General features: G+C 45.5%; 15 protein-coding genes. 5 read left to right on the forward strand and 10 right to left on the reverse strand.

Annotation, left to right across the window (positions count from 1 at the left end; all coding sequences use genetic code 11):
• Positions 1–56 precede the first annotated feature (56 nt).
• From ACDE64_RS12065 to ACDE64_RS12075, 3 genes are all read left to right on the forward strand, one after another.
• Positions 57–1,403: an acyltransferase gene (locus tag ACDE64_RS12065; RefSeq protein ID WP_411346916.1), complete on the forward strand. Its 1,347-nt coding sequence runs from the start codon at positions 57–59 to the stop codon at positions 1,401–1,403.
• A 239-nt stretch (positions 1,404–1,642) separates the two neighbouring features.
• Positions 1,643–2,341 carry a response regulator transcription factor gene (locus ACDE64_RS12070; protein WP_411346917.1) on the forward strand — a complete coding sequence of 233 codons (699 nt, stop codon included), beginning with the start codon at positions 1,643–1,645 and terminating at the stop codon, positions 2,339–2,341.
• Between the two features lie 74 nt (positions 2,342–2,415).
• The gene (locus tag ACDE64_RS12075; RefSeq protein WP_411346918.1) at positions 2,416–3,525 is read left to right on the forward strand and encodes an ATP-binding protein; all 1,110 of its coding nucleotides are present in this window, start codon (positions 2,416–2,418) and stop codon (positions 3,523–3,525) included.
• A gap of 127 nt (positions 3,526–3,652) precedes the next feature.
• Here ACDE64_RS12075 and ACDE64_RS12080 read toward each other — a convergent pair whose 3' ends face one another.
• From ACDE64_RS12080 to ACDE64_RS12125, 10 genes are all read right to left on the reverse strand, one after another.
• Positions 3,653–5,257, reverse strand: coding sequence for a diguanylate cyclase domain-containing protein (locus ACDE64_RS12080; protein WP_411346919.1), 1,605 nt, complete (start codon positions 5,255–5,257; stop codon positions 3,653–3,655).
• A gap of 191 nt (positions 5,258–5,448) precedes the next feature.
• On the reverse strand, positions 5,449–6,414 hold the full coding sequence (locus ACDE64_RS12085; RefSeq protein WP_411346920.1) for an NAD(P)/FAD-dependent oxidoreductase: 966 nt from the start codon (positions 6,412–6,414) through the stop codon (positions 5,449–5,451).
• A 267-nt stretch (positions 6,415–6,681) separates the two neighbouring features.
• Positions 6,682–9,117 carry a glycosyltransferase family 39 protein gene (locus tag ACDE64_RS12090; protein ID WP_411346921.1) on the reverse strand — a complete coding sequence of 812 codons (2,436 nt, stop codon included), beginning with the start codon at positions 9,115–9,117 and terminating at the stop codon, positions 6,682–6,684.
• A 436-nt stretch (positions 9,118–9,553) separates the two neighbouring features.
• Positions 9,554–10,192 carry a pectate lyase gene (locus ACDE64_RS12095; RefSeq protein WP_411350282.1) on the reverse strand — a complete coding sequence of 213 codons (639 nt, stop codon included), beginning with the start codon at positions 10,190–10,192 and terminating at the stop codon, positions 9,554–9,556.
• Between the two features lie 354 nt (positions 10,193–10,546).
• On the reverse strand, positions 10,547–11,059 hold the full coding sequence (locus ACDE64_RS12100) for a metallophosphoesterase family protein (RefSeq protein WP_411346922.1): 513 nt from the start codon (positions 11,057–11,059) through the stop codon (positions 10,547–10,549).
• A gap of 1 nt (position 11,060) precedes the next feature.
• A complete protein-coding gene (locus ACDE64_RS12105; RefSeq protein WP_411346923.1) occupies positions 11,061–11,852 on the reverse strand; it encodes a (2Fe-2S)-binding protein in 792 nt (263 codons plus the stop codon).
• Between the two features lie 258 nt (positions 11,853–12,110).
• Positions 12,111–13,178 (reverse strand): class II fructose-bisphosphatase, encoded by a 1,068-nt coding sequence (gene glpX, locus ACDE64_RS12110; RefSeq protein ID WP_411342459.1) that lies wholly within the window; start codon positions 13,176–13,178, stop codon positions 12,111–12,113.
• A 577-nt stretch (positions 13,179–13,755) separates the two neighbouring features.
• Positions 13,756–15,483: a M4 family metallopeptidase gene (locus ACDE64_RS12115; protein WP_411346924.1), complete on the reverse strand. Its 1,728-nt coding sequence runs from the start codon at positions 15,481–15,483 to the stop codon at positions 13,756–13,758.
• Positions 15,484–15,822: 339 nt separating this feature from the next.
• Positions 15,823–17,466: a M4 family metallopeptidase gene (locus ACDE64_RS12120; protein ID WP_411346925.1), complete on the reverse strand. Its 1,644-nt coding sequence runs from the start codon at positions 17,464–17,466 to the stop codon at positions 15,823–15,825.
• Between the two features lie 566 nt (positions 17,467–18,032).
• Positions 18,033–19,481, reverse strand: coding sequence for an aldehyde dehydrogenase family protein (locus tag ACDE64_RS12125; protein ID WP_411346926.1), 1,449 nt, complete (start codon positions 19,479–19,481; stop codon positions 18,033–18,035).
• A 430-nt stretch (positions 19,482–19,911) separates the two neighbouring features.
• On the opposite strand from ACDE64_RS12125, the gene ACDE64_RS12130 reads away from it, so the two are divergent.
• Together ACDE64_RS12130 and ACDE64_RS12135 are read left to right on the forward strand one after the other, a co-directional pair.
• Positions 19,912–21,615, forward strand: a complete 1,704-nt coding sequence (locus tag ACDE64_RS12130) for a methyl-accepting chemotaxis protein (protein ID WP_411346927.1) — start codon at positions 19,912–19,914, stop codon at positions 21,613–21,615.
• Positions 21,616–21,723: 108 nt separating this feature from the next.
• A complete protein-coding gene (locus ACDE64_RS12135; RefSeq protein ID WP_411346928.1) occupies positions 21,724–23,424 on the forward strand; it encodes a methyl-accepting chemotaxis protein in 1,701 nt (566 codons plus the stop codon).
• The last annotated feature ends 117 nt before the right edge of the window (positions 23,425–23,541 follow it).

Raw genomic sequence — 23,541 nt, forward strand, 5'->3', positions numbered from 1 at the left:
AACACGCTGCCGCTCAACACACGACAGCAATACTACGTTTGGAAAGGAACGTCGGCATGACAACATCTACTCTTACACCCGGCAAAAAAGAACGATTGTCCCAGCTTCAGGTCGTGCGTGCGATCGCGATTATGGGCGTCATTACTGTGCATTCAACATCGTATGCCACACTCAATATGCTGGAATCAAATTACTACTGGTTATACAATTTTCTGAATATTTTTATGAAATTCGGAACGCCGACCTTTATCGCGTTGAGTAGCTTTGTGCTATTTTACAACTATATGGATCGTCCGTTAGATCGCAAGATGGTAAGCAGCTTTTACAAGCGCAGGCTGCTATATATCGTGATTCCGTATGTATTGTTTTCGCTATTTTACTTTGGATTGCAGCAATATTTGAACGGTAGTCAGCTGTCGCTACATGAGATGACAGCGAATTTTATTGATAAGCTGCTGACTGGCAAGGCGTATACGCATCTGTACTTTGTGTTTATCAATATGCAGTTTTATATTCTGTTTCCACTGTTTCTATGGTTGTTCAAGTCTTCGCCGCGTCTTGCTCGCTGGGCGATACCGATTGGACTGTTGTTGCAATGGGCATTTGTACTGGGGAATAAGTATTATTTTCAGGTGGATAATCGGGGGAGCTGGTCACTGTCGTACTTCTCGTACTATATGCTCGGTGCGACGCTCGGCATCTATTACAATCAGTTGAAAACATGGCTGATCATCTGCCGTGAACATGTGTCTGCTGCGCGAATCGGAGCATGGCTGCTGCTATGGACGGTATGGCTCGGCAGTGGTCTAACACATGTATATATTTGGTATGAAAATCGGTTATACGGCACAGCATACAATTCTACATTGTTCGATCTGTTCTATAGTCTGTATGCCTTTACCAGTGTACTCGTGTTGCTGCAACTGTCATTTCTCTTATATCGCAGCGGACGTTCATTGACCGGACGCATCTTCTCACGACTCGGTTCATTTTCGTTTGGTATTTATCTGATCCATCCATTCTTCCTGCTGGTATATCGCAGATTAGTACCGGAATCAGGCAATTCGCTGCTGGAGCATGCTTGGTATGCAGGCGGATTCCTAACTGCGCTGCTCTGTTCGTGGCTAATTGTCTATCTCGCTGCCCGTTATCTTCCATTCGCATGGCTGGCATTTGGTAGTTTGCCAAAAACAGGTGCAACATCCAAACCGACAACAGCAACCATATCCAAACCAACAAGCACCGTACCGACAGGAAACACATCTACATCTACATCTACATCTGCAACATCAACTGCATCCAACATGTCGCCAGCATCAGCTAGAACTACTGGAACTACTGGAACTACTGTTCAAACTATGACTAAGAACAGCAAGCCTACAACTGATACGACATTCAGTTGATTCATATAGCATTCAGCATTATTTGATCTAGGCATTGTTTGATCTAAGTATCGTTCCGTTCGTCTGCATTATGTTCCGATTGGTCTATACACTACTCAATTGATCAATACAACACGATCCTATACAGATCTTATCTTAGGTAAGCTTCCCGTTCATGCCGAGTTCATACATGAATTGTATGATCATCCCATATTATATGCTGCTACATCTCATGTCGGCAGTGCGGGAGGATAACAATCATGACACAGGGTAAAATATTGCTTGTTGACGACGAGCCAGATATCGTCAAGCTGATGCAGATTTATTTGCAATACGAAGGGTATGATCTATTGACTGCTACGGACGGACAGCAGGCGCTAGAGATGATTGCCGCCGAACAGGTTGATCTGATAGTGCTCGATGTGATGATGCCCAGACTGGATGGCATTCAGACCTGTATGCAGATTCGTGAAAAAGAACATTTTCCAATCATCATGCTGTCTGCTAAAGGACAGGATATGGACAAAATCACCGGATTGAGTGTTGGCGCAGACGATTATGTCACCAAACCGTTCAATCCGCTAGAGCTGGTAGCACGCATCAAGTCGCAATTGCGCCGTGCTCAAAGCTATACGCCGCAGATCAGTACGTCGAGCGAGCAGATTGAACTCGGTGCTCTACAGATTGATGTGTCCAATCACGAAGTGCTATTGCATGGCGAATCGGTGCGATTGACTCCGCGTGAATTTGCCATTTTGTTACTACTCGTTCGCCACCCGGGACAAGTATTCAGCACTGAGCATATTTACCAGAAAGTATGGAAAGAAGACTATATGGATTCACCCAATACCGTTATGGTGCACATTCGCAAAATACGTGAAAAGATCGAGTCCAATCCACGCCAGCCCCATTATCTGAAAACGGTCTGGGGAATCGGCTACAAGATTGAGAATGTATAATAGCTTCTACCACTTACCAATATATGTTTTCCAGTAATAAAAACCTATCATGGACTTAGAGAAAGAGTGACTATATGATGATTCATCGACGTCTGGATACACTTGGCTGGCGCATGATTTTGTACAGTCTCGCCGCCATCGGATGTGCCGCCGCTATCGTTTTTGCCGGGTATGTGGGAGCGCGTATGCTGCTCTGGTTTCATCCGCCTCTGCCAGAACCGGCACTATACATCAGCATCATTCGCTGGTGTGTGAACAACATCGGCTTTGGTCCGGTGATGATCATTTGTTTTATTCCGTTATATGTATTGTTTTTGCATCGATTTTCTCGTCCGCTGCTACGTCAAATGCGTCAGCTTAGCAGTGGAATGAGTATGGTAGCAGACGGCAATACTTCCCATCGATTGCCGATATCATCCGGTGATGAGCTGGGCAGACTGTCTTCCCAACTCAATCATATGCTGGATCAATTGAATCAGGCGATGAATGAAGAACGAACGGCGTTACAATCGCAAAATCATCTCATTACTGGCGTCTCGCATGATCTACGCACTCCGCTCACATCGATAATCGGTTTTCTCGGATATGTAGAAAGTGATCGTTACCGCGATGAGATCGAGCTGCGACATTACGTGCATATCGCCTACGAGAAATCGCTAACGATGCAAAAGCTACTTGAAGATCTGCTAGACTATACCCGCATTACGTATCATGCACAACCATTGCAATCTACATCGCTAAATCTTGTTCAACTGTTGGAACAACTGGCAGAGGAATGTGTACCGATGCTAGAGCAAGCAGGTATGGAATACCGTCTCACCTCAACCGATCCGCTTATACGAGTGTCCGGGAATGGCGACGAGCTAGTTCGCTTGTTCGAGAACCTCTTTTCCAATGCGGTACGTTATGGAAGCTGTGGACACTGGCTAGATATCCAACTGCAACAGCATCACGATCAAGTGATCATTCGCTGTATCAATTACGGTCAGCCGATCCCGCCAGAGGAATTGCCCTATCTCTTTGACCGATTTTACCGTGCAGATGCTGCGCGTTCGAGTTATAGCAACGGTAGCGGTCTAGGACTTGCCATTGTAAAAAGTATCGCTGAGCGTCATCAAGGCAGCGTTTCTGTACAGAGCAATGCTGCCCAAACTTGCTTCGAAGTGATCTTACCTGCTAGCTGATCAATCTTTGCCCAATGCACCATAAATAACAAATACAAATAAGGCTACGATCGCTCATGCTGCTGCATCAACGATCGTAGCCTTATTTGTGTAATCATAATTCTATCGTTCCGGTCTGGTTCATCCATCAATGCTTGCTAGGTCCTGAATAGGAATCTGGCATCATTTCACTAGAAAAGACCGTCGTGCGATTTCTTCCTTCACGTTTGGATGTATACAGCGACTCATCCGCCTTTGCAATCAGATCATTCGGCGAATCTCCCTGTTCAGGGAAAACGACGACGCCAAGCGAGACAGTAATAAGCTGACCGGAAGGTCCCGGTGTGCTGCTAACCAGTTGACGCAGACGTTCTGCTACAATATATGCGCGCGTCACATTGCAGCCACGTAGCAGAATACCAAGTTCTTCTCCACCATATCGGAAACACAGATCACCCTCACGCGATACATTACGCATCGTAGATGCGAGGAACTGAATGACCCGGTCACCAACCAGATGCCCATGCGTATCATTGACCCGTTTGAAATGATCGATATCGACCATAATCAATGCAAACGGCTCCGTATCCAGACACCACGTTTCCAGCGTCGCATCAAAGTTACGTCGATTGGCAAGACCGGTCAATCCGTCCAATGCCGTCTCGTTACGCAGCTTATTGATGTACGTTTGCAATTGCCGTGTCGTTATACGCAAACTGTTATACAGCGATTTGATCTCATACGTGGCAGATCGAACAGGCGGCAGATCACCTGAGTTCCACTCGGTTAACATCTTGTTAGAATATTCTGCAAGTCGGTGCAACGGACGAACGACCAGATAGGTCAGCACCCATCCTGCCGCCAATGTAATCAGCAGCAGCGGTAGCGATTGTAACGTACTGCTTTGCAGCAGATTATTCAATGGCTCATTGATTATACTTGCCGGTGTTTGCGATACGATGCCCCAGCCGGACTTCATATTGTACGCATAACCGGCGTAATACTCTACCTGATTATTGTCCGTATACGTGACCGATCCGTTCAATCCAGCGATTACTTTCCATACCGCTTCGTTGGAAGCGATATTTTTGCCAATCATCGCTGCATCAGGATGAAAAATAACATTGCCTTTGGAATCGACCGCATATACATACGAGCCATCACTATCATAATCCTGCTGTAAGACCAGCTGCATCATGTTAGACTCATGCAAATAAATCGTTCCTGCGATATATCCATAATACTTGTTGTTTTTATCAAATAATGGACTGGTCACCAGTACAACTAAGTTTCCTGTTTTTCCGACAAACGGATTGGTCACCATATCATCGCGTGCTTTTACAATCGCACGGCTAGTATCGCTATCCAATGTTTGCCCAATTTTCAAATTGACACTCGTCGGTGCAACCCCTGTTACGGTAAAGTCATTGCGTACTACTGTCAGGGAATTAAAATATTCACTGTTTGTCAGATACAAATCATCCAGCCGGGCCTGATCAATACTGCCATCGCGCTTCCACATTTCAGCCATTGAATGGATACTTTTCTGAATACGCTCTAGCAAATCTCCGGTCGTGGCAGACAGATCCATAGCCCGATCATAATTGCCGCTCAAATAATTATTAACCAGGGATTGTTTACTGACATTATAAGCAGAATGAATGGAAATGATCATTGTGAGTACAATCGATACGACAATAATAAAGCTGACGATAGTAACAAGCTTAAACCCCTTTTTAGGATATAAACTCAATATTCCATCCCACCTGGCAATAAAATAGTATATCAACTTCATCATAACACACTGGTCGAGAGAAAGGAACGCAAAAGAACGGTATCCATTTCTATATCAATGCACCACCACATAGGGACAAAAAGCCTTCTGCGGATACGTGCACACACGTTTATCGGCAGAAAGCTCTGTTCGAATAAGTCAGCTACCAATCAAGAGTGAATGGTATGTTGTTGATCTTGACGATTCGCATAGACTTTATTCATTTTGTTCAATGTTTTATTAATCCAGATCGCAGCTTGTGCACCTTCACCCATCGCGATGTTCGCCTGCTCCGAATGTGCCGCCAGATCGCCCGCAACCCAGACATTCTCGATATTGGTCATTTTGGAACGTGGATGTGTCTCTATATGATGATTGTGCAGTGTTTCTACGCCGAGCTGCTCGGCAAGCTCAGAATTGACATGATTGCCACCAAAAGCGATAAATCCACGCTCCGCTTCCAGCAATTGACCATCTTCTAATTCTACGCTTTGCAATACGCCTGCTTCCTCCTGATGGATATGTTTGATTGCTGCCTCTATATATTCAATTCCGCTTTCGCGTAACCGTTCCATCGTCTCCGGTTTGAACGGTTTACTCTCATGGTTGATATACACCAGCTGGTCGGTGCGTGTCGATAAGATCAAAGCCATCTGTGCGCCAGCCTCGCCTGCTCCCATAACTAGAGTACGACGTCCTTCGATCTCATATCCATCACAATCCGGGCAGACATACACACTGTGACCAAGCGTTTCGATCAATCCCGGCAAACGTGGGAAGCGATCAATCAGACCGGTCGCCAATAATAATGTACGTGCGCGATAACTTTCCCCTTCCGCTCCTTTTAGCAAAAATTGATCGTCTTCTTTTTTTGCTTCTAGGATGCGATCGGCATGAAATTCTACGCCCAGTGGCTCAGCCTGGCTATGTCCAATTTGACGTAATTCATCACCGGAAATGCCATCTGGAAAACCGAGTATATTTCCATAGTTTTGGCAAAACGTCGATCGTCCTTTGCCAGCATCAATTACGAGTATCCGGTGTGCGGAATAACGTCCAAGTTGAATTGCCGCCTGTAACCCGGCAATGCCTCCTCCTACAATAATGCAATCATATATGGTGTTGCTATCGATCATATGGGAACCTCCTACAGTTCGGATATAAAGTATACTTTCGTAACATGCGTATACGTTAATATGTAAACCTTCTATATAATATGAAACGTAATGCATCCATAATTGGATGACTATTTCCTAAAATACCGATAGGTAATCTATTGGATTCGCTCAAGAGATACGAACATAAAAAATCCCATCGCTGCAATCATATCGCAAACGATGGGATCATGAAGAACGATTCGGTAAGAATATCCTTATGAAAAGTAGATATTGTATTTCATAAAATCAATCGGTCACATCTTCCGGTGTGATTTCGTACAGAGTATTACTCATCATACCGAAGCCACCAAATCCGCCAGTCATACCATCAGTACGATTCATGCCATTGGCTATCGTGCTAGAAGTATCGGAAGTGGATGTACTGTCTTTGCCAGACAACGCATTTTGTACAACAGATGTTGTGGTTTCTTCCCATTCGGATGATGGAACTTCTGTACCGTTCTGCTCAATCCATTCGGTAATGTCACTTGAACCACCGCGACCCATACCGCCAAGCAGGAAGTACTTGATCTCTCCGGCTTTGATCAATGCTTTCAGTTTATCGAGCGTCAGGATTGGATCGCTACCGCTATAGCCACCCATTGCCATAACCGCTTTGCCAGTTTTGATAATATAGGAAGAAGCAGAGTTGGAGTTGCTAACAGCAAACAGGTATTTCTCACCTGTATTATTCTCCGTCACATACGTCAGTAGCTTCTCATTGACCGATTCGCCCATGCCCATACCGCCACCGCGTGTACCGCCCGTGCGTGTTGTACCACCGCCAGTAGCGCCAGTGCCTGTACCACCCGGAGGCGTACCTGTCGGTGCAGTCATACCGTCATTTCCGTTCATACCACCGTTGCCGGTTGTACCTGTTCCGTTTGTTCCGGCACCATTGGTACCTGTACCGTTCATACCTGTACCCATTCCGTTCTCGGTTCCGGTTGTTGCGCCTGTTCCATTATTCATGCCAGGCTGACGTTGACCGTTACCCATGCCCATGCCGCCTGCACGGTTGCCACCTCCACCGCCAAAGCCCATTTCCGTTACCGGACCGCCGTATGGCAGTGCGATATTGCTAGAAGGATTCATTAGTGGGAAAGAAGACCAGTACAGAGGTGTGAGCAACAACGCGCCGATGGCTCCAGAAACGACATACGTTTTGGCATTATGCAACGCTTTGACGCGTGGTACTACAATCAATGCGACCGTTGCGATGATGCCCAATGCTGCGATCAGATAGAACCAGACCGAAGCAATCTCGTTGCGATACGGATAAATGACATACAGCTGGAAGGCAGCCGTCAATAACACACTGATTGGCAGCAGCCATGATAACCAGCCTTTGCCTTCACAATAATAACGCCATTGTGCAACCAGACCCGCTGCTGCAATCGCCGCAACTGGCGGTGCTAGCATAATCAGATAATACTGATGGAAGAAGTTCGCGATGCTGAAGAATCCAGCAACCGGAATTAGCCACATCAACCAGAATACAATCTCCGTATGCTCTAGACGACGCCAATTGTTACGACGTACACCTGCAAACAGTGCAATCAGTGAAATGATTGCAAATGGCAGAAGCAGACTTGCCTGTCCGGACAGTTCTTTTTGGAACAGTCGGAACGGACCGACTTCACCCGTGTTGAACATACCGCCGGTACGACGACCGTTATCACTGCCACCCGGAGGCTGCATATTGCCGCCTTGCATACCGGCACCCATAGCATTACCAGCTGCACCGTTTTCGGTCGATGTTTGCCCTGTCGTCGATGTTGCTCCACCAGTTGTACCTGTTGCAGTGGCACCATTCTCGGTTGTTGTACCGGTCATACCCGGCATTCCACCGCCACCACCCATATTACCGAAGCTTTGCGTTTCACCAGTCAGACGGCTCACACCGTTATAACCGAATGCTAACTCCAGTACAGAGTTTGTCTGGCTACTACCGATATAAGGACGCTGATCTGCCGGAACACTATCGACAATGACAGGCCATGAGAGCGATACCCCTGCCAATGCAATCGTACCGAGTACCAGTACAGACAGTTTCTTTTTCCAGTTTACTTTGTAAGCGAGCAGATAGAACAGATACAATGCAGGCAAAATCATATACGCCTGTAGCATTTTTTCGTTAAAGGCGACGCCGATCATCGCGAATCCGCCGACGATCCAGCCGATTTTTTGCAGACGGACACCTTTTAATAGCATCCACGATGCCAGCAGCAGCGTGAACACGAGAATGCCGTCCACGTTGTTCGAGCGTTGGACAGCTACTGCTACCGGCGTAATTGCCATGAACAGCGCAGCCACACGAGCAGCTGTCAGACCGAAGGTCGGTTTGACGATTGCATAAAGAAGACCGACCGAACCTACACCTGCCAGTGCCGCAGGTAAAGTAACACTCCATCCGTGCACGCCAAATATCGCCGCAAACAACGTCTGAATCCAGAACGCTACAGGCGGCTTATCAATCGTTACGAATCCCGCGGGATCAAATGAAGCATAGAAGAAATTATGGAAGCTTTGCAGCATGCTTGTAATAGCAGCTGTATAGTACGAGTTGGCATTTCCGTTATCCCAGATATTCCAGATATTCAGAAATGCAGATAAAATCAAGATGAGAATGAGGGGAATATCTACTCTTACGCGAGATACAGTAGTGGTTCTTGGTTCCATTGGACTTCCTCCCGAATTGGTAATTGGATGATCTGACGCATCCTTTACTGTTGCTCGTCTTGTTCCGTTCCGGATGAGGATGACAGATATTGGGATCGAGCAGTTATGACGGCTTGGTTATTCCTCCTCGTCTATTAAATATGATGTATATGTATTTTGTATGAACAACATTAAGAACAGCTCATAGAATTCTTAAAAACAAATAAAAAATAAAAAAGTACCGCTAGATAGCGGTACCTCGGACACTTTCCGATCAGAGTATGATCCTTATGCAACATATGGGGGGATATGGCATAACGGTTATCACCTTGAAAAGGGGGCATTCCTGCTGCTGTCGATACTGTAGCAATGATCATTGTATCGCATAGTACGAAACAGTCAGCAGAAACAGATTCAATCTATACAGCCGTTCATTTGCTATTGATCCCGGTAAGAATCAGTATTGTACATTGCCGCTTTCAGAAATATTCGCCGAGTTCACGCCACGGAATTTGGTCGGGATATTGTGATAACGAGTGTTGGTCATTTTCACAGTGGATGTACTGCTGTCTGTACGGAAAATAGATTCTTTCATATTAGAGATATCACAGCGGTCGATAATGACATTAACTTTAAACGTGCTGCCACCCAACTGACGGATGAATTTACCGGCATTGGAGCCTTTGAAGTTTTTGACGGTAAATGTAGCTTCCGCGTTAATCTGGAACATTTTATCGTCGCCATTGGTAGCAGAACCACCATCCAGCGTTACATTCCCTTTTTGTTTGATCGTAAGGGCATCTTCACCGATATCTTCCCAAACGATATTTTGCAGCGTTGCATTACCGTACGTATGTATGCCGTCTGCCGCAGGTGCACCGATGACTACGTTTTTGATGGCGCCACCATTTTCGATACGGAAAATAGGTTTTTGTCCTTCTTGTTGACTGCCATCACCCAGTGCGCTACCTGCGATATAACGTTGACCTTTACCGTCGAATACTTCGCCACTTTTTACGATGATCGTTGTATTCTGTACTCCCGGTGTTGCCGACGTTGCTGCTGATACTGTCGTTGTTGCTGGAACGATTGTCATAACCGAAGCTAGCACCGTACCTGCCATGAATGAGACGAACCATTTCTTCATTTTCTTACTCTCTCCTTCGTTATTCTATTGTTACCCGCAGTAGATTGTATTGCAGCGGGTACAACTCAACACTAGCATCAGTTGGATAATTTATCCATATGAAAATGAAGAACCCTTCTCATGAATAATTTTGAATTTTTATGTATATTGCATCATATTGTAAATTTTTACATGTATGCCTGATAATAATCCAATTTCTTGGGCATAATTCCTAATAATAATGGATGCATCTATTGATCACGATTTGCACATTGGCACAAAAATATACCGCACACCAACGATGTGCGGTATTCCCATGTTATTTTATCCACGTTTCTGCTCTTTATCGAAAAAGTAATGCTCATATCGAATATCTTCATCCTCAATGAAAAGTTTGCCATAAGAATAACGAGGCTGCATCCGTTTGTCGGTCGGAGAACCCGGATTAAATAATAGTACACCATCGCGTTCTTCCGCAAACGGAATATGCGAATGACCAAACACGATCACATCAACTTCACCAGGCTCAAATGAACGAAACGCGCGATCCTGGGTCGTCCCTCGAAATCCGCCATCTCCGTGTACGATTCCAATGTTCTTGCCGCCCACTTTAATAATCTTGCGCCGTCCCAGCTTGTCCACAATGCTCTGTGAATCATTATTTCCGGCAATCGCTTCAACCGGAGCAACCTCAGATAGCAATTCATATACGCCCCAATCACAGAAGTCACCTGCATGAAGTATTAAATCGACATCTGCCAGACCATCCCATACCTGTTGTGGCAAAGTCAGCCGATGCCGGAATAGATGAGTATCCGAAATAACACCAATAATCATATTACCCCTCCTTCGATTCATAGGCGAGCCGCCGCTCTTCACGCACACCCTCGCTCATTTTAGGACAGTTAAAACAGTAATCGCCGCTGTCCATCTTATGGTACAAACAGCAGGCACTGCGAATCAATACCTGTCCGCTACGTTCCAGATTGTCAGTATAACGTGGTGGAACCCGCAGTGGATTGCGACTGAGCGCAAATACATCCGCTGGCAGCTCGTTCAGCACATAGTTCAAATCCTGTTCTAACCGAATACGCACCGGCTCCTCCACCTGCTGCTGCCACAGCTGCACAAAATAATAATACCGTGCCGGTATTTGCCGCCACAGCATACGTACATGCTCACCTGTCACTGCTGCCATACTTTCAAGCAGCGGTCGTAAAATATCTTCATACATCGCTGCTACTGTATGATACCGCAACAAATCCCGATCACCAGACACAGGCTCCAACCAAAGCGTATCCGCTTCAAAAGCAAACTGACAATATGGTCCGCTCATATACATATTCAGTGTTAACTGCTGTAAGGACAGACGCATCGCAGTTTGATGCACAGATAAATAGTATTGCACCGCCAGCGGTAATCCAGTCAGCCATGAGCAGAAAAAAGTTGCCGCCGGTACAAGATCCGGCGCTCCCAGTCTGGGCGCATAGTCTTCAAGAAATGACTTCATTCCCTGCGGTGTTGCTAGCTCCACAAATGGAATCCGGTACAACACATCAGGTTGCGGCTCATTCACGATATAAAATTGCTGCCGCAGCTGTTCCCAATCCGGCTGTATGATATGCCCCATCGCATTCATCTCCCTTGCCGTATTCAAAATGATATTCATTCATCCTATACCTTTTATAAACGTAGTTCAAACAAAAAAAGGGACAGCCCGACATGCGGACTGTCCAAATCACGGAGGTAATGCGGAGAAAGCATACCCGTCTTCCTTCTATTGCGATCCCAAAGGATCATATCGTTGTGGGGGAGGCCACAAGCGATAGCAATAGGACGAGAAACGGATATTACGATGTAAACCTTAACCCAGTAAAGCTTCAGACGCTTATTGCGCCTGTTTGACGGCAGCCTGCTGTTTCTTGCTTGTCGCCGATTCCACGGCTGCCGTGCGACGGTCTTCTGGATTACCAGTCGACTGAATTTTGGCGATCTTGTGCAGCACTTCTTTATTCGGCAAATAATGAAGTGACTTGATATAACGAATCGTTTTGGTTTTAGCTCTCATCACGATGGAATGCGTTTCTGCGCGTTCGTCACCTACATAACGCACACCGCCCAGAATCTCGCCCGGTGTAACACCCGTTGCAGCGAAGATCACATCGTCTGTACCGATCATATCCTGCATCGTCAATACACGATACGGATCTTCAATGCCCATCGCCTTACAACGAGCAAATTCGTCGGCATTGGCAGGCATGAGACGTCCCTGAATTTCACCGCCAAGGCATGAGAGCGCCGCAGCCGCCAGTACACCTTCAGGCGCACCGCCAGAACCAATGTATAGATCAATACCGGCTTCCGGGAAAGCTGGAGCCATCGCACCCGCTACGTCGCCATCGCTTAGGAACTTGATACGAACGCCCGTTTTGCGCAATGTTTTGATCGTACTTTCATGACGATCACGATCCAGAATCATAACCGTCAAATCCGCCATTTTCTTACCCAGCGCCTTCGCTGCCTTGCGCAACGTGACATCCACCGGGTCTTCAATGCTGAGTTTACCAACAAGTGCCGGACCAACGGCCAGCTTCTCCATATACATGTCTGGTGCATGGAGCAGATTACCCTTGTCCGCTACAGCGATTACGGATAATGCATTATTCAACCCCTTCGCTACAATGACGGTGCCTTCCAGTGGATCTACAGCGACATCCACTTCAGGAGCCTGAGTACTTCCTAGCTTCTCGCCGATATACAGCATCGGTGCTTCGTCCATTTCTCCTTCGCCGATTACAACCGTACCATTGACTGATACGGAATCAAACATAGCTCTCATGGCTAATGTTGCTGCCTCGTCTGCACTGTTCTTGTCACCGCGACCCATCCACGGAGCCGAAGCCAATGCTGCGACTTCAGTTACTCTTACAATTTCCAATGCTAATTCGCGTTCCATGTCTTCCACTCCTTCTATTTTGTGGGTTTTCAAAGAGAAATGATTGTTTCTGCTGACTATAATAGCATCTTTCTTTGAATATTTGTTGCTTTTTTTGAAAATTTTCTTCCAAAACAAATTTATTGCATCTATAAAGAAAGATTATATGTAATTATAACCACTTTTCACGACATGAAACAACATTTTACATTGGGATTATAGTCCCTATTCCATTCAACTTCCGTACCCAAATTCATGAAAACAATCAAAATACACAATAAAAACGCCCAATAGTTAATCAATATTGGGCGTTTGGAATCATTTTAGCTATTATGAATATACGACAAAATAATATCAATAGATTAGAACATGCAAATACGGCTGATCAAGGGGGTTGACCAGCCGTAGCAAAACACAATGTCCGAAACCAACATTTTATGTCACATTCAGACATTTGCATTGCGATGAGCAGACACTGGATTTATTATCCGACTCTTCTCATCTGCAATACTTACTGTTTGTGCCTGTTTCCTTCATTAGATACATATACCACTATGAGTCCAACAGGAAACGATAAGCAGGCATAACAGCCTATCTATTAGAAGATCCCCACTGCGTCGAAAGCATCCTTGACGGAAGTGGTTTGCGTGGAGCCAGCGCCATACAGGTCTGTAGAAGCCTGTGTCATTGCTGCCCGGAAGTCAGCAAAGTCAGATGTGGACGTCAGATACAGTGTCAGTGCGCGATAAACAATCGCAATAGCTTGACTGTTACCGATGCCGTTTACCGTTACACCTTCAAATGTACCTCCGTGAGACAGCAAATAATATGTTTTGTTCGGAATGCCACTGTTTGTGTGAACACCGCCCCAATCCCCATCTTCGGTGTTGGGCAAGTTTTTGTACTGATCCATATGAGCCGGATCTCCATACAAAGTTGGATCTGCCATAGATCGCAGTGCATCACCCGCTTTGCTCGGCGTATACACATCTTCACCAATTAGCCAGTCATTTTTACCTTGAATGGCATTACCGAACATATCAGCAATCGCTTCATTCAATGCACCTGACTGATTCTCATATTCCAGATTGGCGGTATGCTCAATAACGCCGTGCGTCATCTCGTGAGCGACCACATCAAGCGCCCCAGACAATGGAGCGAATACCTTACCATCTCCATCCCCATAGATCATATAAGAACCATTCCAGAAGGCGTTGTTATATTTGGAACCATAGTGAGTGACCGACTGAATACGCAAGCCAGAACCATCCAGACTGTTGCGTTTGAACTTCTCTTTGTAGAAGTCATACACTTTGGCGGCATACGCATGAGCGTCAACAGCTGCTGGATCGTTAAAAGTAGAACTCGAGCTGGATATCGTACTCAGCGAGCCAGAGGTGCGATTATTAATCGTATATGTCTCAATACCGCCGCCACGCGTCGTGTCGCGCAGCAGATGACGTGTACCGACTTGAGCTACCGTTAACGATTTGGTATCACCTAGCACGCCTTTACCTGTGCCTGTTGCATGCTCCAGCAGCTGCTGCTTCTGTACGATAGATCCATTTTTGGCATCAATAAAATAACGCGTACGTACCGGCTCCGGGTCCAGCAGATTCACTTCCGTCATATAGACGAGGTGTGCCTCTTGTCCTTCTGGAGCATATATATACAATGTAGCTGTCGGATCGTCCAGTGGATGAACCGAGCTTCCAATCACTGCTGCTGTATCCTTCTGCGCAATTCGGATCGCCTCAGCAGTGCTCAACTTTGGTGTAACAAGGGACTTACTGTCTACACTAGATTCATTGTTATCCGAATCTGATGGATATACATCCTCTGTTACTGCTGGAGAAGATAGCGTTTGTTTGCTGTCTTGTTTACTATATACTTCCTCTGTCACATTGCCTTGAGACGAAGCCAGCTTGCCATATACATCGTCTACGACCTTACCGAGATAAAGGGATACTTTGCCCGATGGATCAAAATGCAGTGTTTGATCTGCTCCATAGATCGGCACACCTTCATACGTTTGTGCCAGACGATAGTGATCTGTGCCAGTTGCCGAATCCGGCTGACGCTTCGTAATCTCAAAGCGCTGACGGATATAATCCGATGACGCCTCAGAGGATGCATCATTTGTTGTTAATGAGCGATTTTGCTGTTCCAGAAAAGACCATACTTTCTCATCACCGGATATGGAAGTCTGACTGACTACTTTCGGTGTATATTCGCCAAGCGGATGTACATCTTCGGCGGCAAATACGGACGACTGAGTGCTGATCAACAAACTGCCTGCGAGTAGAAAACCTGCTGTTTTTTTCAAATCATTCTCTCCTGTTCCAGTAAAGTGGGGGTATGAATCTGACATGAAACATGCCATTTCCATGTGGCTTGAGTGAGATCCATTCTACGGTACAGCCTATGTATACCATCGCAACAAACATGGATAACGGAAGAAAAGTTCCGCTTGCTCCTCTATCTTCTTATACAGAGTTGCAAATAATGGAACACCTATCCATGTGTTGGAAAGAATATTACCATGATTCCTAAAGAAAATAAACACCTATTTAGATTTTAACAGAAAAACACCTCTCTACCGTCAGGCAGAGAGGTGCTTGACTTCAACTCCATCATCGAACCATTAGAGGGTTCGACAGCGGAATTAGTTGATACCAACCGCGCTCAGAGAGTTCTTCACAGCTGTAGTCTGTGTGGAGCTAGCACCATACAGGTCAGTGGAAGCTTGAACCAGAGCAGAACGGTAGCTCGCGAAGTTCGAAGTGGACGTCAGGTACAGTGTCAGTGCACGGTACACGATTTGGATCGCTTGGGAGCGACCGATACCAGTTACTTTCACACCATCAAATGTGCCACCTTGTACTAACAGGTAGTATGCTTTGTTCGTGATACCACTGTTTGTGTGTACGCCGCCATTATCGGAAGACGTGTTCAGGTAGTCAGCGAAACGAGCTGGTTGTCCACCTTTTTCAGGGTTATCCATGTAACGCAGAGCATCACCGGATGTACCTGGTGTATAGATAGCATCGCCGATCAGCCAGTTTTTACCTTCGATTGTGTTACCGAAGATATCGGAGATGGATTCGTTCAGTGCGCCGGATTGACCGTAGTATTCCAGGTTCGCTGTATACTCGGTTACACCGTGAGTCAACTCGTGACCAACAACGTCCAGATCGCCGGACAGTGGTACGAATGTTGTACCGTCGCCATCACCGTATACCATTTGCGTACCGTTCCAGAACGCATTGTTGTATTTGCTGGAATAGTGCGCAGTGGAGCGCAGAACCAGACCGTTACCATCGATGCTGTTACGGTTGAAGTTGGATTTGTAGAAATCATATACTTTTGCAGCATATGCGTGTGCATCAACAGCAGCTGGATCGTTGAATGTGCTGCTTGTGCTTGTTACTGTCGAACCTGGCAGGGATGTACGGTTCGATGCAGTGTATGTTTGGATACCTTTACCACGAGTTGTATCGGACAGAACATAAGAAGAACCGGATGTGCTAACAGTCAGTGTTTTGGTGTCGCCCAGTACACCTTTACCTGTACCTGTTGCATGCTCGATCAGGTCGTATTGGAACAGGATGGAACCGTCTTTCGCATCAACGAAGTAACGTGTACGCAGTGGCTCTGGTTGCAGTACGTTTACTTCTGTTACGTATGCCAGACGAGCTTCTTTATCTTCTGGAGCATAGATGTACAGTTTCGCTTCTGGTGTTTTTTGAGCTTCGCCCAGTGCGCCTACTTTGGAAGCAGCGTCTTTTTCAGCAACAGCGATTGCAGCAGAAGCGCTCAATTTCGGTGTTACCAGATCAGTAGCACTGTCTTCTTTTGCATACACATCAGCAGTTACGCCTTGTGCTTTTTCGGAAGATTCCAGTTTACCGTATACATCTTCAACGACTTGACCCAGATACAGAGATACGTTACCGGATTTGTCAAAGTGCAGTGTTTGCTCTGCGCCGTATACCGGAATACCTTTGAAAGTTTGATTCAGACGATAGTGCTCAGTTCCGGTTTTGGAATCGGATTGGCGCTTCGTAATTTCAAACAGTTCTTTTACATTAGTGGAGCTAGCATTGTCCGTTACGATGGAACGTTTTTGTTTATCCAAGAACGTCCATACTTTCGCATCGCCATTACCGGAAATACCAGTCGTTTGAGTGATCACTTTTGGTGTGTAATCACCGAGTGGTGCCAGACTATTCGTATCAGCTGCAAAAGCCGAAGTTGTTGCACCAACGAGCAAACTGCCTGCGAGTAAAAGACCTACTGTTTTTTTCAAAGTATTCTCCCCTGTTCACTTGGTTTTTTTTGAATAATAAACTGCTCCGGTTGAAACATTCAGTGTACATCCGTAAGTGTACCTGTTACTAAACAACCTGAGATTCTGCTTACACCCTGCCAGCTATGTATAGCGGGCTTGCCAAACCTGTGATGCCGCTGTCCTGTTCACCTCCTGCGATTTCGATTTAAATCGTCATTTGCGGAACACATCTCTGTGTTGGGAGAAAGCGTATCACGATTCCTAAAAAAAATAAATACCCTTTTGACTAAAAAAATGAAAAAATCTTAAAAAGATCCTAATAACTAACATATGAGGTGTCTTTAATTGACAAACGGTCAAAAAAATCGGCATTTTCACACGCAAAAAAGACTTAAAAAACGCTTCTGCGATTTCTTAAGTCTTTTTTTACATGTTAAATTAAGTTTTGATTCAAAACATATAGGAATCAGGAATATGATTCCTTCATTTTGACGCTATCATCTGCCTTTTTCTATCTTGCATTGCAAAAAAGCGAAATGCATGTAAGGAATAGTTCGCCAATCGAACTATTGCTGTATCAACGGTTACGACGATTGATTGAACACAACGAGCTTCGTTTCGAGCATATCTTCGAGTGCATATTTGACTCCTTCGCGACCAATACCGCTCTGTTTCACTCCACCATATGGCATTTGATCCACGCGGAAGGAAGGAATATCGTTCACAATTACGCCGCCTACTTCCAGCTGACCAATCGCACGGAAGGCAGTATCCAATCTCGACGTATAGATGCCCGCCTGTAGTCCATAATCCGAATGATTAACGGCAGCTACTGCTTCATCCATATCTTTGACTACATTAATCATGACAACCGGGGCAAACGCTTCGCGGCAAGCAATGCGTGCTTCCGGGTCGACATTCAATAATACGGTCGGTAGCAGCAAGCCGTCTTGTAACTCATTCCCGCAAGCGACTTTGGCTCCCTGCTCAATCGCTTCTCCGATCCATTCCAATGCGCGCTTCTGTTCCTTCGGTGCGATCATCGCAGCTACATCGGTATCTTCAGACAGCGGATCACCCAATTTGAGCTTGCCTGTCGCTTCGACAAACTTTTGTACAAACGTATCAAAGATCTCTTCGTGCACATAAATACGCTGAACGGAAATACAGACTTGTCCCTGATTGCCGAATGCTCCAGAGACCGCACGTTCAATCATGCCATCGATATTCGTATCGCGATCAATAATCAGCCCTGAGTTCGAACCTAGCTCCAGCGTCACCTTTTTCAACCCAGAGCGAGAGCGGATAGAAATGCCGACGCCTGGACTACCGGTAAACGATAACGCTTTGACCCGATCATCGGTTACGATGACATCGCCAACCGTCTTGCCGTCACCAGTTACTACATTTAATGCGCCAGCAGGCAATCCTGCTTCTTCTAATAACTGTGCTAACAATAGAGACGAGAGCGGTGTCTGCTCGGCTGGTTTTAACACGACCGTGTTGCCTGCTGCGAGTGCTGGTCCTACTTTGTGAGCAACCAGATTCATCGGAAAGTTAAATGGCGTAATAGCTCCGACTACACCGACAGGTTCTTTGATCGTATAGGCGATTTTGCCTTCGCCTGTTGCAGCGGCATCCAACGGCACCGTTTCGCCGTGAATACGCTTCGCTTCCTCTGCGGAAAATTTATACGTTTCAATCGTACGTGCCACTTCGCCACGCGCTGCTTTTAACGGCTTGGAGCCTTCGAGTGCAATGAGTCTTGCTGCTTCCTCGCTTCGCTCTTGTAGCAAATGTGCCAATTGTTCCAAAATGGCTGCCCGTTTGTGAGCGGGCAAATCCCGCATAATAGGAGCTGCTTGCGCAGCCGCAGCAATCGCTTGACGTGTCTCATCCTCACTCGCTTCCGCTACCTCTGCAATCTGCGCTCCATTATATGGAGAGTATAACGGCTCATACGATGCCGCCTCCTGCCATTTCCCATCAATATATAGATGCTTTTTCGCAACTTCGTTTAATGTATCAGTCATGATTATTCATCCTTTCTGCTGTGCTTTAAAGTACCCTACCGTTATTTTAAACGAACCAACGGTAGCCTAATCGAATACAGCCGAAATGTCTAATTTTGTTCATAACCAATCTACTTTATTCGATTAATTTCGACAAAATAAGATATATTTCCTATTTTTAACAGCGTGGTCCTAGGACTATAATTAATTTACTTAGTCCTACCGACATATAATACAGAGATTAGAAATGATTATATTTATTGGGCTAAAGACATAGATAATAAGGGGTTACATCATTGTAGTCTTTCTTTTATAAACATGAGATGCCAATGACGGCAAATCGGGAACGATTTCACAACCAGATTCTACCATACTTATATTCGACAAAAACCAGCATTTCCGCTACACCGTTTACCAATCGCAGCTACTTTAATCAGATGGAGTGATTTACATGCGCAATTTAACTGTACAAACGAAAATTTTAACCCTGCTCGCTGTCACAATCTTGTTTATGGCTGTTATCGGCTATGGTAGTTATAACGCTACCGTCCAGATCGCTGATAAAGCAAATGATATGTACCATAAAAATATGCTCGCCAGTGAAGATGTCAGCCAGATCATTATCGACAACCGTACAATCGAAGCTGCATTACTAGAAATGATGATTACGACCAAAGCTGAGCGCAATACCGAACTGACAAGTACAATCAATGAACGCAATGAGATGAATAAGACTTTATATGAAGAAATGAAATCTCTCGTTATTGGAGAACAGGCATCCAAACTGTACAACGAGTATTTGAATAATCTTGATACGTATCAAACCTTGCTGCAACAAGTACAGACAATGGCAACAAACAATCAGAATGCAGCCGCTTATACATTATTCAACACCCAGGTAGAACCATTACGTCAAACGATGAATACAACCGTTCGCAGCCTCAATGCTATCTTGAGCAGCGAAGCCAAAACAGCCAACACTGAAATTGAGCAAGTCACTAGCAATTCTCGTATGATCATGATCATCCTGATCGTTGCTGCTATCGCCTTGTCTCTAACTATCGGTCTACTGATTAGCCGTATGGTTACCCGTCCACTTCGCAATCTGAGTCAGCTGATGAGTCGTGCTGGTGCAGGCGATCTGACAGTGACTGGCGATTATCTTTCCCGTGATGAGATTGGTCAAGTAACTGGTTCATTTAATGAAATGATCACGAATATGCGCGACATTATCCGCAAAGTCGATGAAAGTGCTCTGACTCTATCTGCTTCGTCAGAGCAATTGACAGCAAGTGCAGAACAAACCGCTCAGGCGTCCGAACACATTACGATCGCTACGAGCGAATTGTCGACCGGTGTAGAAACACAAGTAGAATCGGTCAACCAGGTGAACAATTCCGTCAACTCTATGTATGAGAAAATGGGCATTGTTGCTTCCAACAGCCAACAAGTGGCGGCACTAACAGACGAAATGAAATCGGCGGCACAACATGGTCAGGAACAAGTCAAAGATATCAGCCGTCTGATCGAAACACTGGCGATTGATATGGAGCGCAACTTGCAGGTGATGCAGCAATTGTCTACTACTTCCGATCGTATCGGTCTGGCATCGTCCGCTATTCAGAATATCGCCAAACAAACGAATCTGCTTGCACTGAATGCTTCCATTGAAGCTGCCCGTGCCGGTGAAGCTGGTCGTGGATTCGCCGTTGTTGCCGAAGAGATTCGCAAACTCGCTTCAGGTGCTGCCGATTCTTCTCGTGAAATTTCCGATATGGTGCAAATGATGCAAGATAGCAGCAAAGCTGCTGTGGAACAAGTCAGCCAATCTTCCGCCAGCATTCAAGAAAGTGTGCAGAGCAGTCAAAATGTCAGCACCGCATTCGAAGCGATTCGCCAATCCGTTGACAATACAGCGGATCGCATCCTTGCTTCCGGCAGCATCATTCAGGAAGTTGCTCAGCAATCTGAGAAGATCGCTGAAGCAATGGAAAATGTCAGTGCGATCATGGAACAATCTTCCGCTAGCCTGCAACAAACCGGTGCTGCCAGTGAAGAACAACTGTCTACAATGGAAGAAGTTTCGGGTTCTGCCCGTTACCTGTCCGAACTAGCTGAGAATCTGCAACAAGTGATGACGCGCTTTACGATCTAATTACGATTGTACGGTCACGCCAAAATCACATGGATACAATCATTTGATATACAGAGAACAAATGACAAATCGTAACAATATGACGTAGCAAAAGGGGATTATATCGATATGAAAAACTTGCGTGTCCGTACCAAAATCGTTATTTTAATCATTGTCAATTTACTGTTGCTGACAGCTATCAGCTTGAATGGTACAAGTGCCAGTTCCAAAATGTCTACCATTGCCAACGATATGTATGAAACAAATATCAAAGCGATTACGGCAATAGATCAGCTCGTCATTAATTATAGTACGAATGCAACGCGAGTATTGCGACTGATGAATACTACCGATACCAGTACTCAGCAATCATTGATTGAAGAAGTGAATACAACATCAGCCAATACAAAACAACAATACGAAATTCTGGGACAATTGAAACTTAGTACAGCCAATCAACAAATCTCTGCTCAACTGGTTGCAGCTGCTCAAGCACAATCTGTAGTACGTCAAAAAGTATTAGATGCCATTACAGCGGGTAATCAAGCAGAAGCTCAAGCAGATTATGCTGAACTAGATGTAACGCGTAATACATTGAATCAATACCTGAACCAAATGCGCGACAATATTCTGAACGAAGCTAACGAAAGCAAAGTTGTTGCTGATACTACGTATAATGCTTCCAAAGGATTAACAATCATCGTTTTTGTAGTCGGTATAATCGTTTCTCTGCTAATGGGTATCTGGATTACTGTTATGATCTCTAGACCACTGCGCCAAGTACAAAACTTGATGAATCAAGCAGCAGAGGGTGACCTAACCGTTACTGCTAGCTACACAGCACGCGACGAGATCGGACAAGTCGCAACTGCGTTCAATAAGCTGATCGATAGTATGCGTAAAATTATAAAAAGTGTGGACGAGAGTGCGATGACGTTGTCTGCTTCATCCGAACAATTGACTGCTAGTGCGGAACAAACCGCTCAGGCATCCTCTCATATCGCTGTATCTTCTGGTGAATTGTCCACCGGCTTCACCTCGCAGACTCAGACTGTCATTCAAGTCACAGATTCGGTTAATCATATGGCTACCCAGATGGAACAAGTTGCCCATACGAGTAAAGAAATTGACGAATTGACCGGCAATATGAAACAAACAGCAGAACAAGGATTGGGCGAAGTAAACGAGATTACCGATCGCATCCAGCGCCTGTCTACCGATATTCACTCTACGTTGAATGTACTAACTAGCCTGAACACCAAGTCCGAACAGATCGGTTATGCTTCTTCCGCTATTCAACAAATTGCCAAACAAACAAATCTACTTGCGCTCAATGCTTCTATCGAAGCTGCGCGTGCGGGTGAAGCAGGACGCGGCTTTGCCGTCGTTGCCGAGGAAATCCGCAAGCTTGCAGAAAGTGCTGCCGAGTCCTCTACAATGATTACTGGACTTGTCAGCGACGTACAGCAGGAAAGTCAGAGTGCAGTCGAACAAGCTCAGGAATCAGTAAGCAGCGTACAGGCAAGTGTCGACGGTAGCCGCCGGGTTACAGTCGCTTTTGAAGCAATTCAACAATCCGTTGGCACTGCTGTGCAAAAGATCGACACGACCAGTTCCTTGATCGGCAATGCAAATCAGCGTTCCCAACAAATCGCTGAAGCGATGGAACATCTGAGTGCTCTTTCCCAACAAGGCTCTGCTGGCATCGACGAAATGAATGCTGCCAGTGAAGAGCAATTATCTACGATGGAAGATGTCGCTTCCTCCGCTCGTCACTTATCTGCACTGGCGGAAGAATTGCAACAATTAATCTCGTTCTGCAAATTATAATTCGCGACAAGCACAGAGTCGCATCCATTAGCATCACATATGAACATCGCACTGATATTCGCCTGTACAGGGGTATACGGGCTTGATCATATATCGCAATATCTTCTATAAAACAAA

The organism is Paenibacillus sp. WLX2291, assembly GCF_046603665.1.
Taxonomy (GTDB): domain Bacteria; phylum Bacillota; class Bacilli; order Paenibacillales; family Paenibacillaceae; genus Saccharibacillus.

Coding starts and splice junctions, on each gene's coding strand:
- ACDE64_RS12065 (WP_411346916.1), top strand. CDS start 57: ATGACAACATCTACTCTTACACCCGGCAAAAAAGAACGATTGTCCCAG.
- ACDE64_RS12070 (WP_411346917.1), top strand. CDS start 1,643: ATGACACAGGGTAAAATATTGCTTGTTGACGACGAGCCAGATATCGTC.
- ACDE64_RS12075 (WP_411346918.1), top strand. CDS start 2,416: ATGATGATTCATCGACGTCTGGATACACTTGGCTGGCGCATGATTTTG.
- ACDE64_RS12085 (WP_411346920.1), bottom strand. CDS start 6,414: ATGATCGATAGCAACACCATATATGATTGCATTATTGTAGGAGGAGGC.
- ACDE64_RS12090 (WP_411346921.1), bottom strand. CDS start 9,117: ATGGAACCAAGAACCACTACTGTATCTCGCGTAAGAGTAGATATTCCC.
- ACDE64_RS12095 (WP_411350282.1), bottom strand. CDS start 10,192: ATGACAATCGTTCCAGCAACAACGACAGTATCAGCAGCAACGTCGGCA.
- ACDE64_RS12100 (WP_411346922.1), bottom strand. CDS start 11,059: ATGATTATTGGTGTTATTTCGGATACTCATCTATTCCGGCATCGGCTG.
- ACDE64_RS12105 (WP_411346923.1), bottom strand. CDS start 11,852: ATGGGGCATATCATACAGCCGGATTGGGAACAGCTGCGGCAGCAATTT.
- glpX (WP_411342459.1), bottom strand. CDS start 13,178: ATGGAACGCGAATTAGCATTGGAAATTGTAAGAGTAACTGAAGTCGCA.
- ACDE64_RS12125 (WP_411346926.1), bottom strand. CDS start 19,481: ATGACTGATACATTAAACGAAGTTGCGAAAAAGCATCTATATATTGAT.
- ACDE64_RS12130 (WP_411346927.1), top strand. CDS start 19,912: ATGCGCAATTTAACTGTACAAACGAAAATTTTAACCCTGCTCGCTGTC.
- ACDE64_RS12135 (WP_411346928.1), top strand. CDS start 21,724: ATGAAAAACTTGCGTGTCCGTACCAAAATCGTTATTTTAATCATTGTC.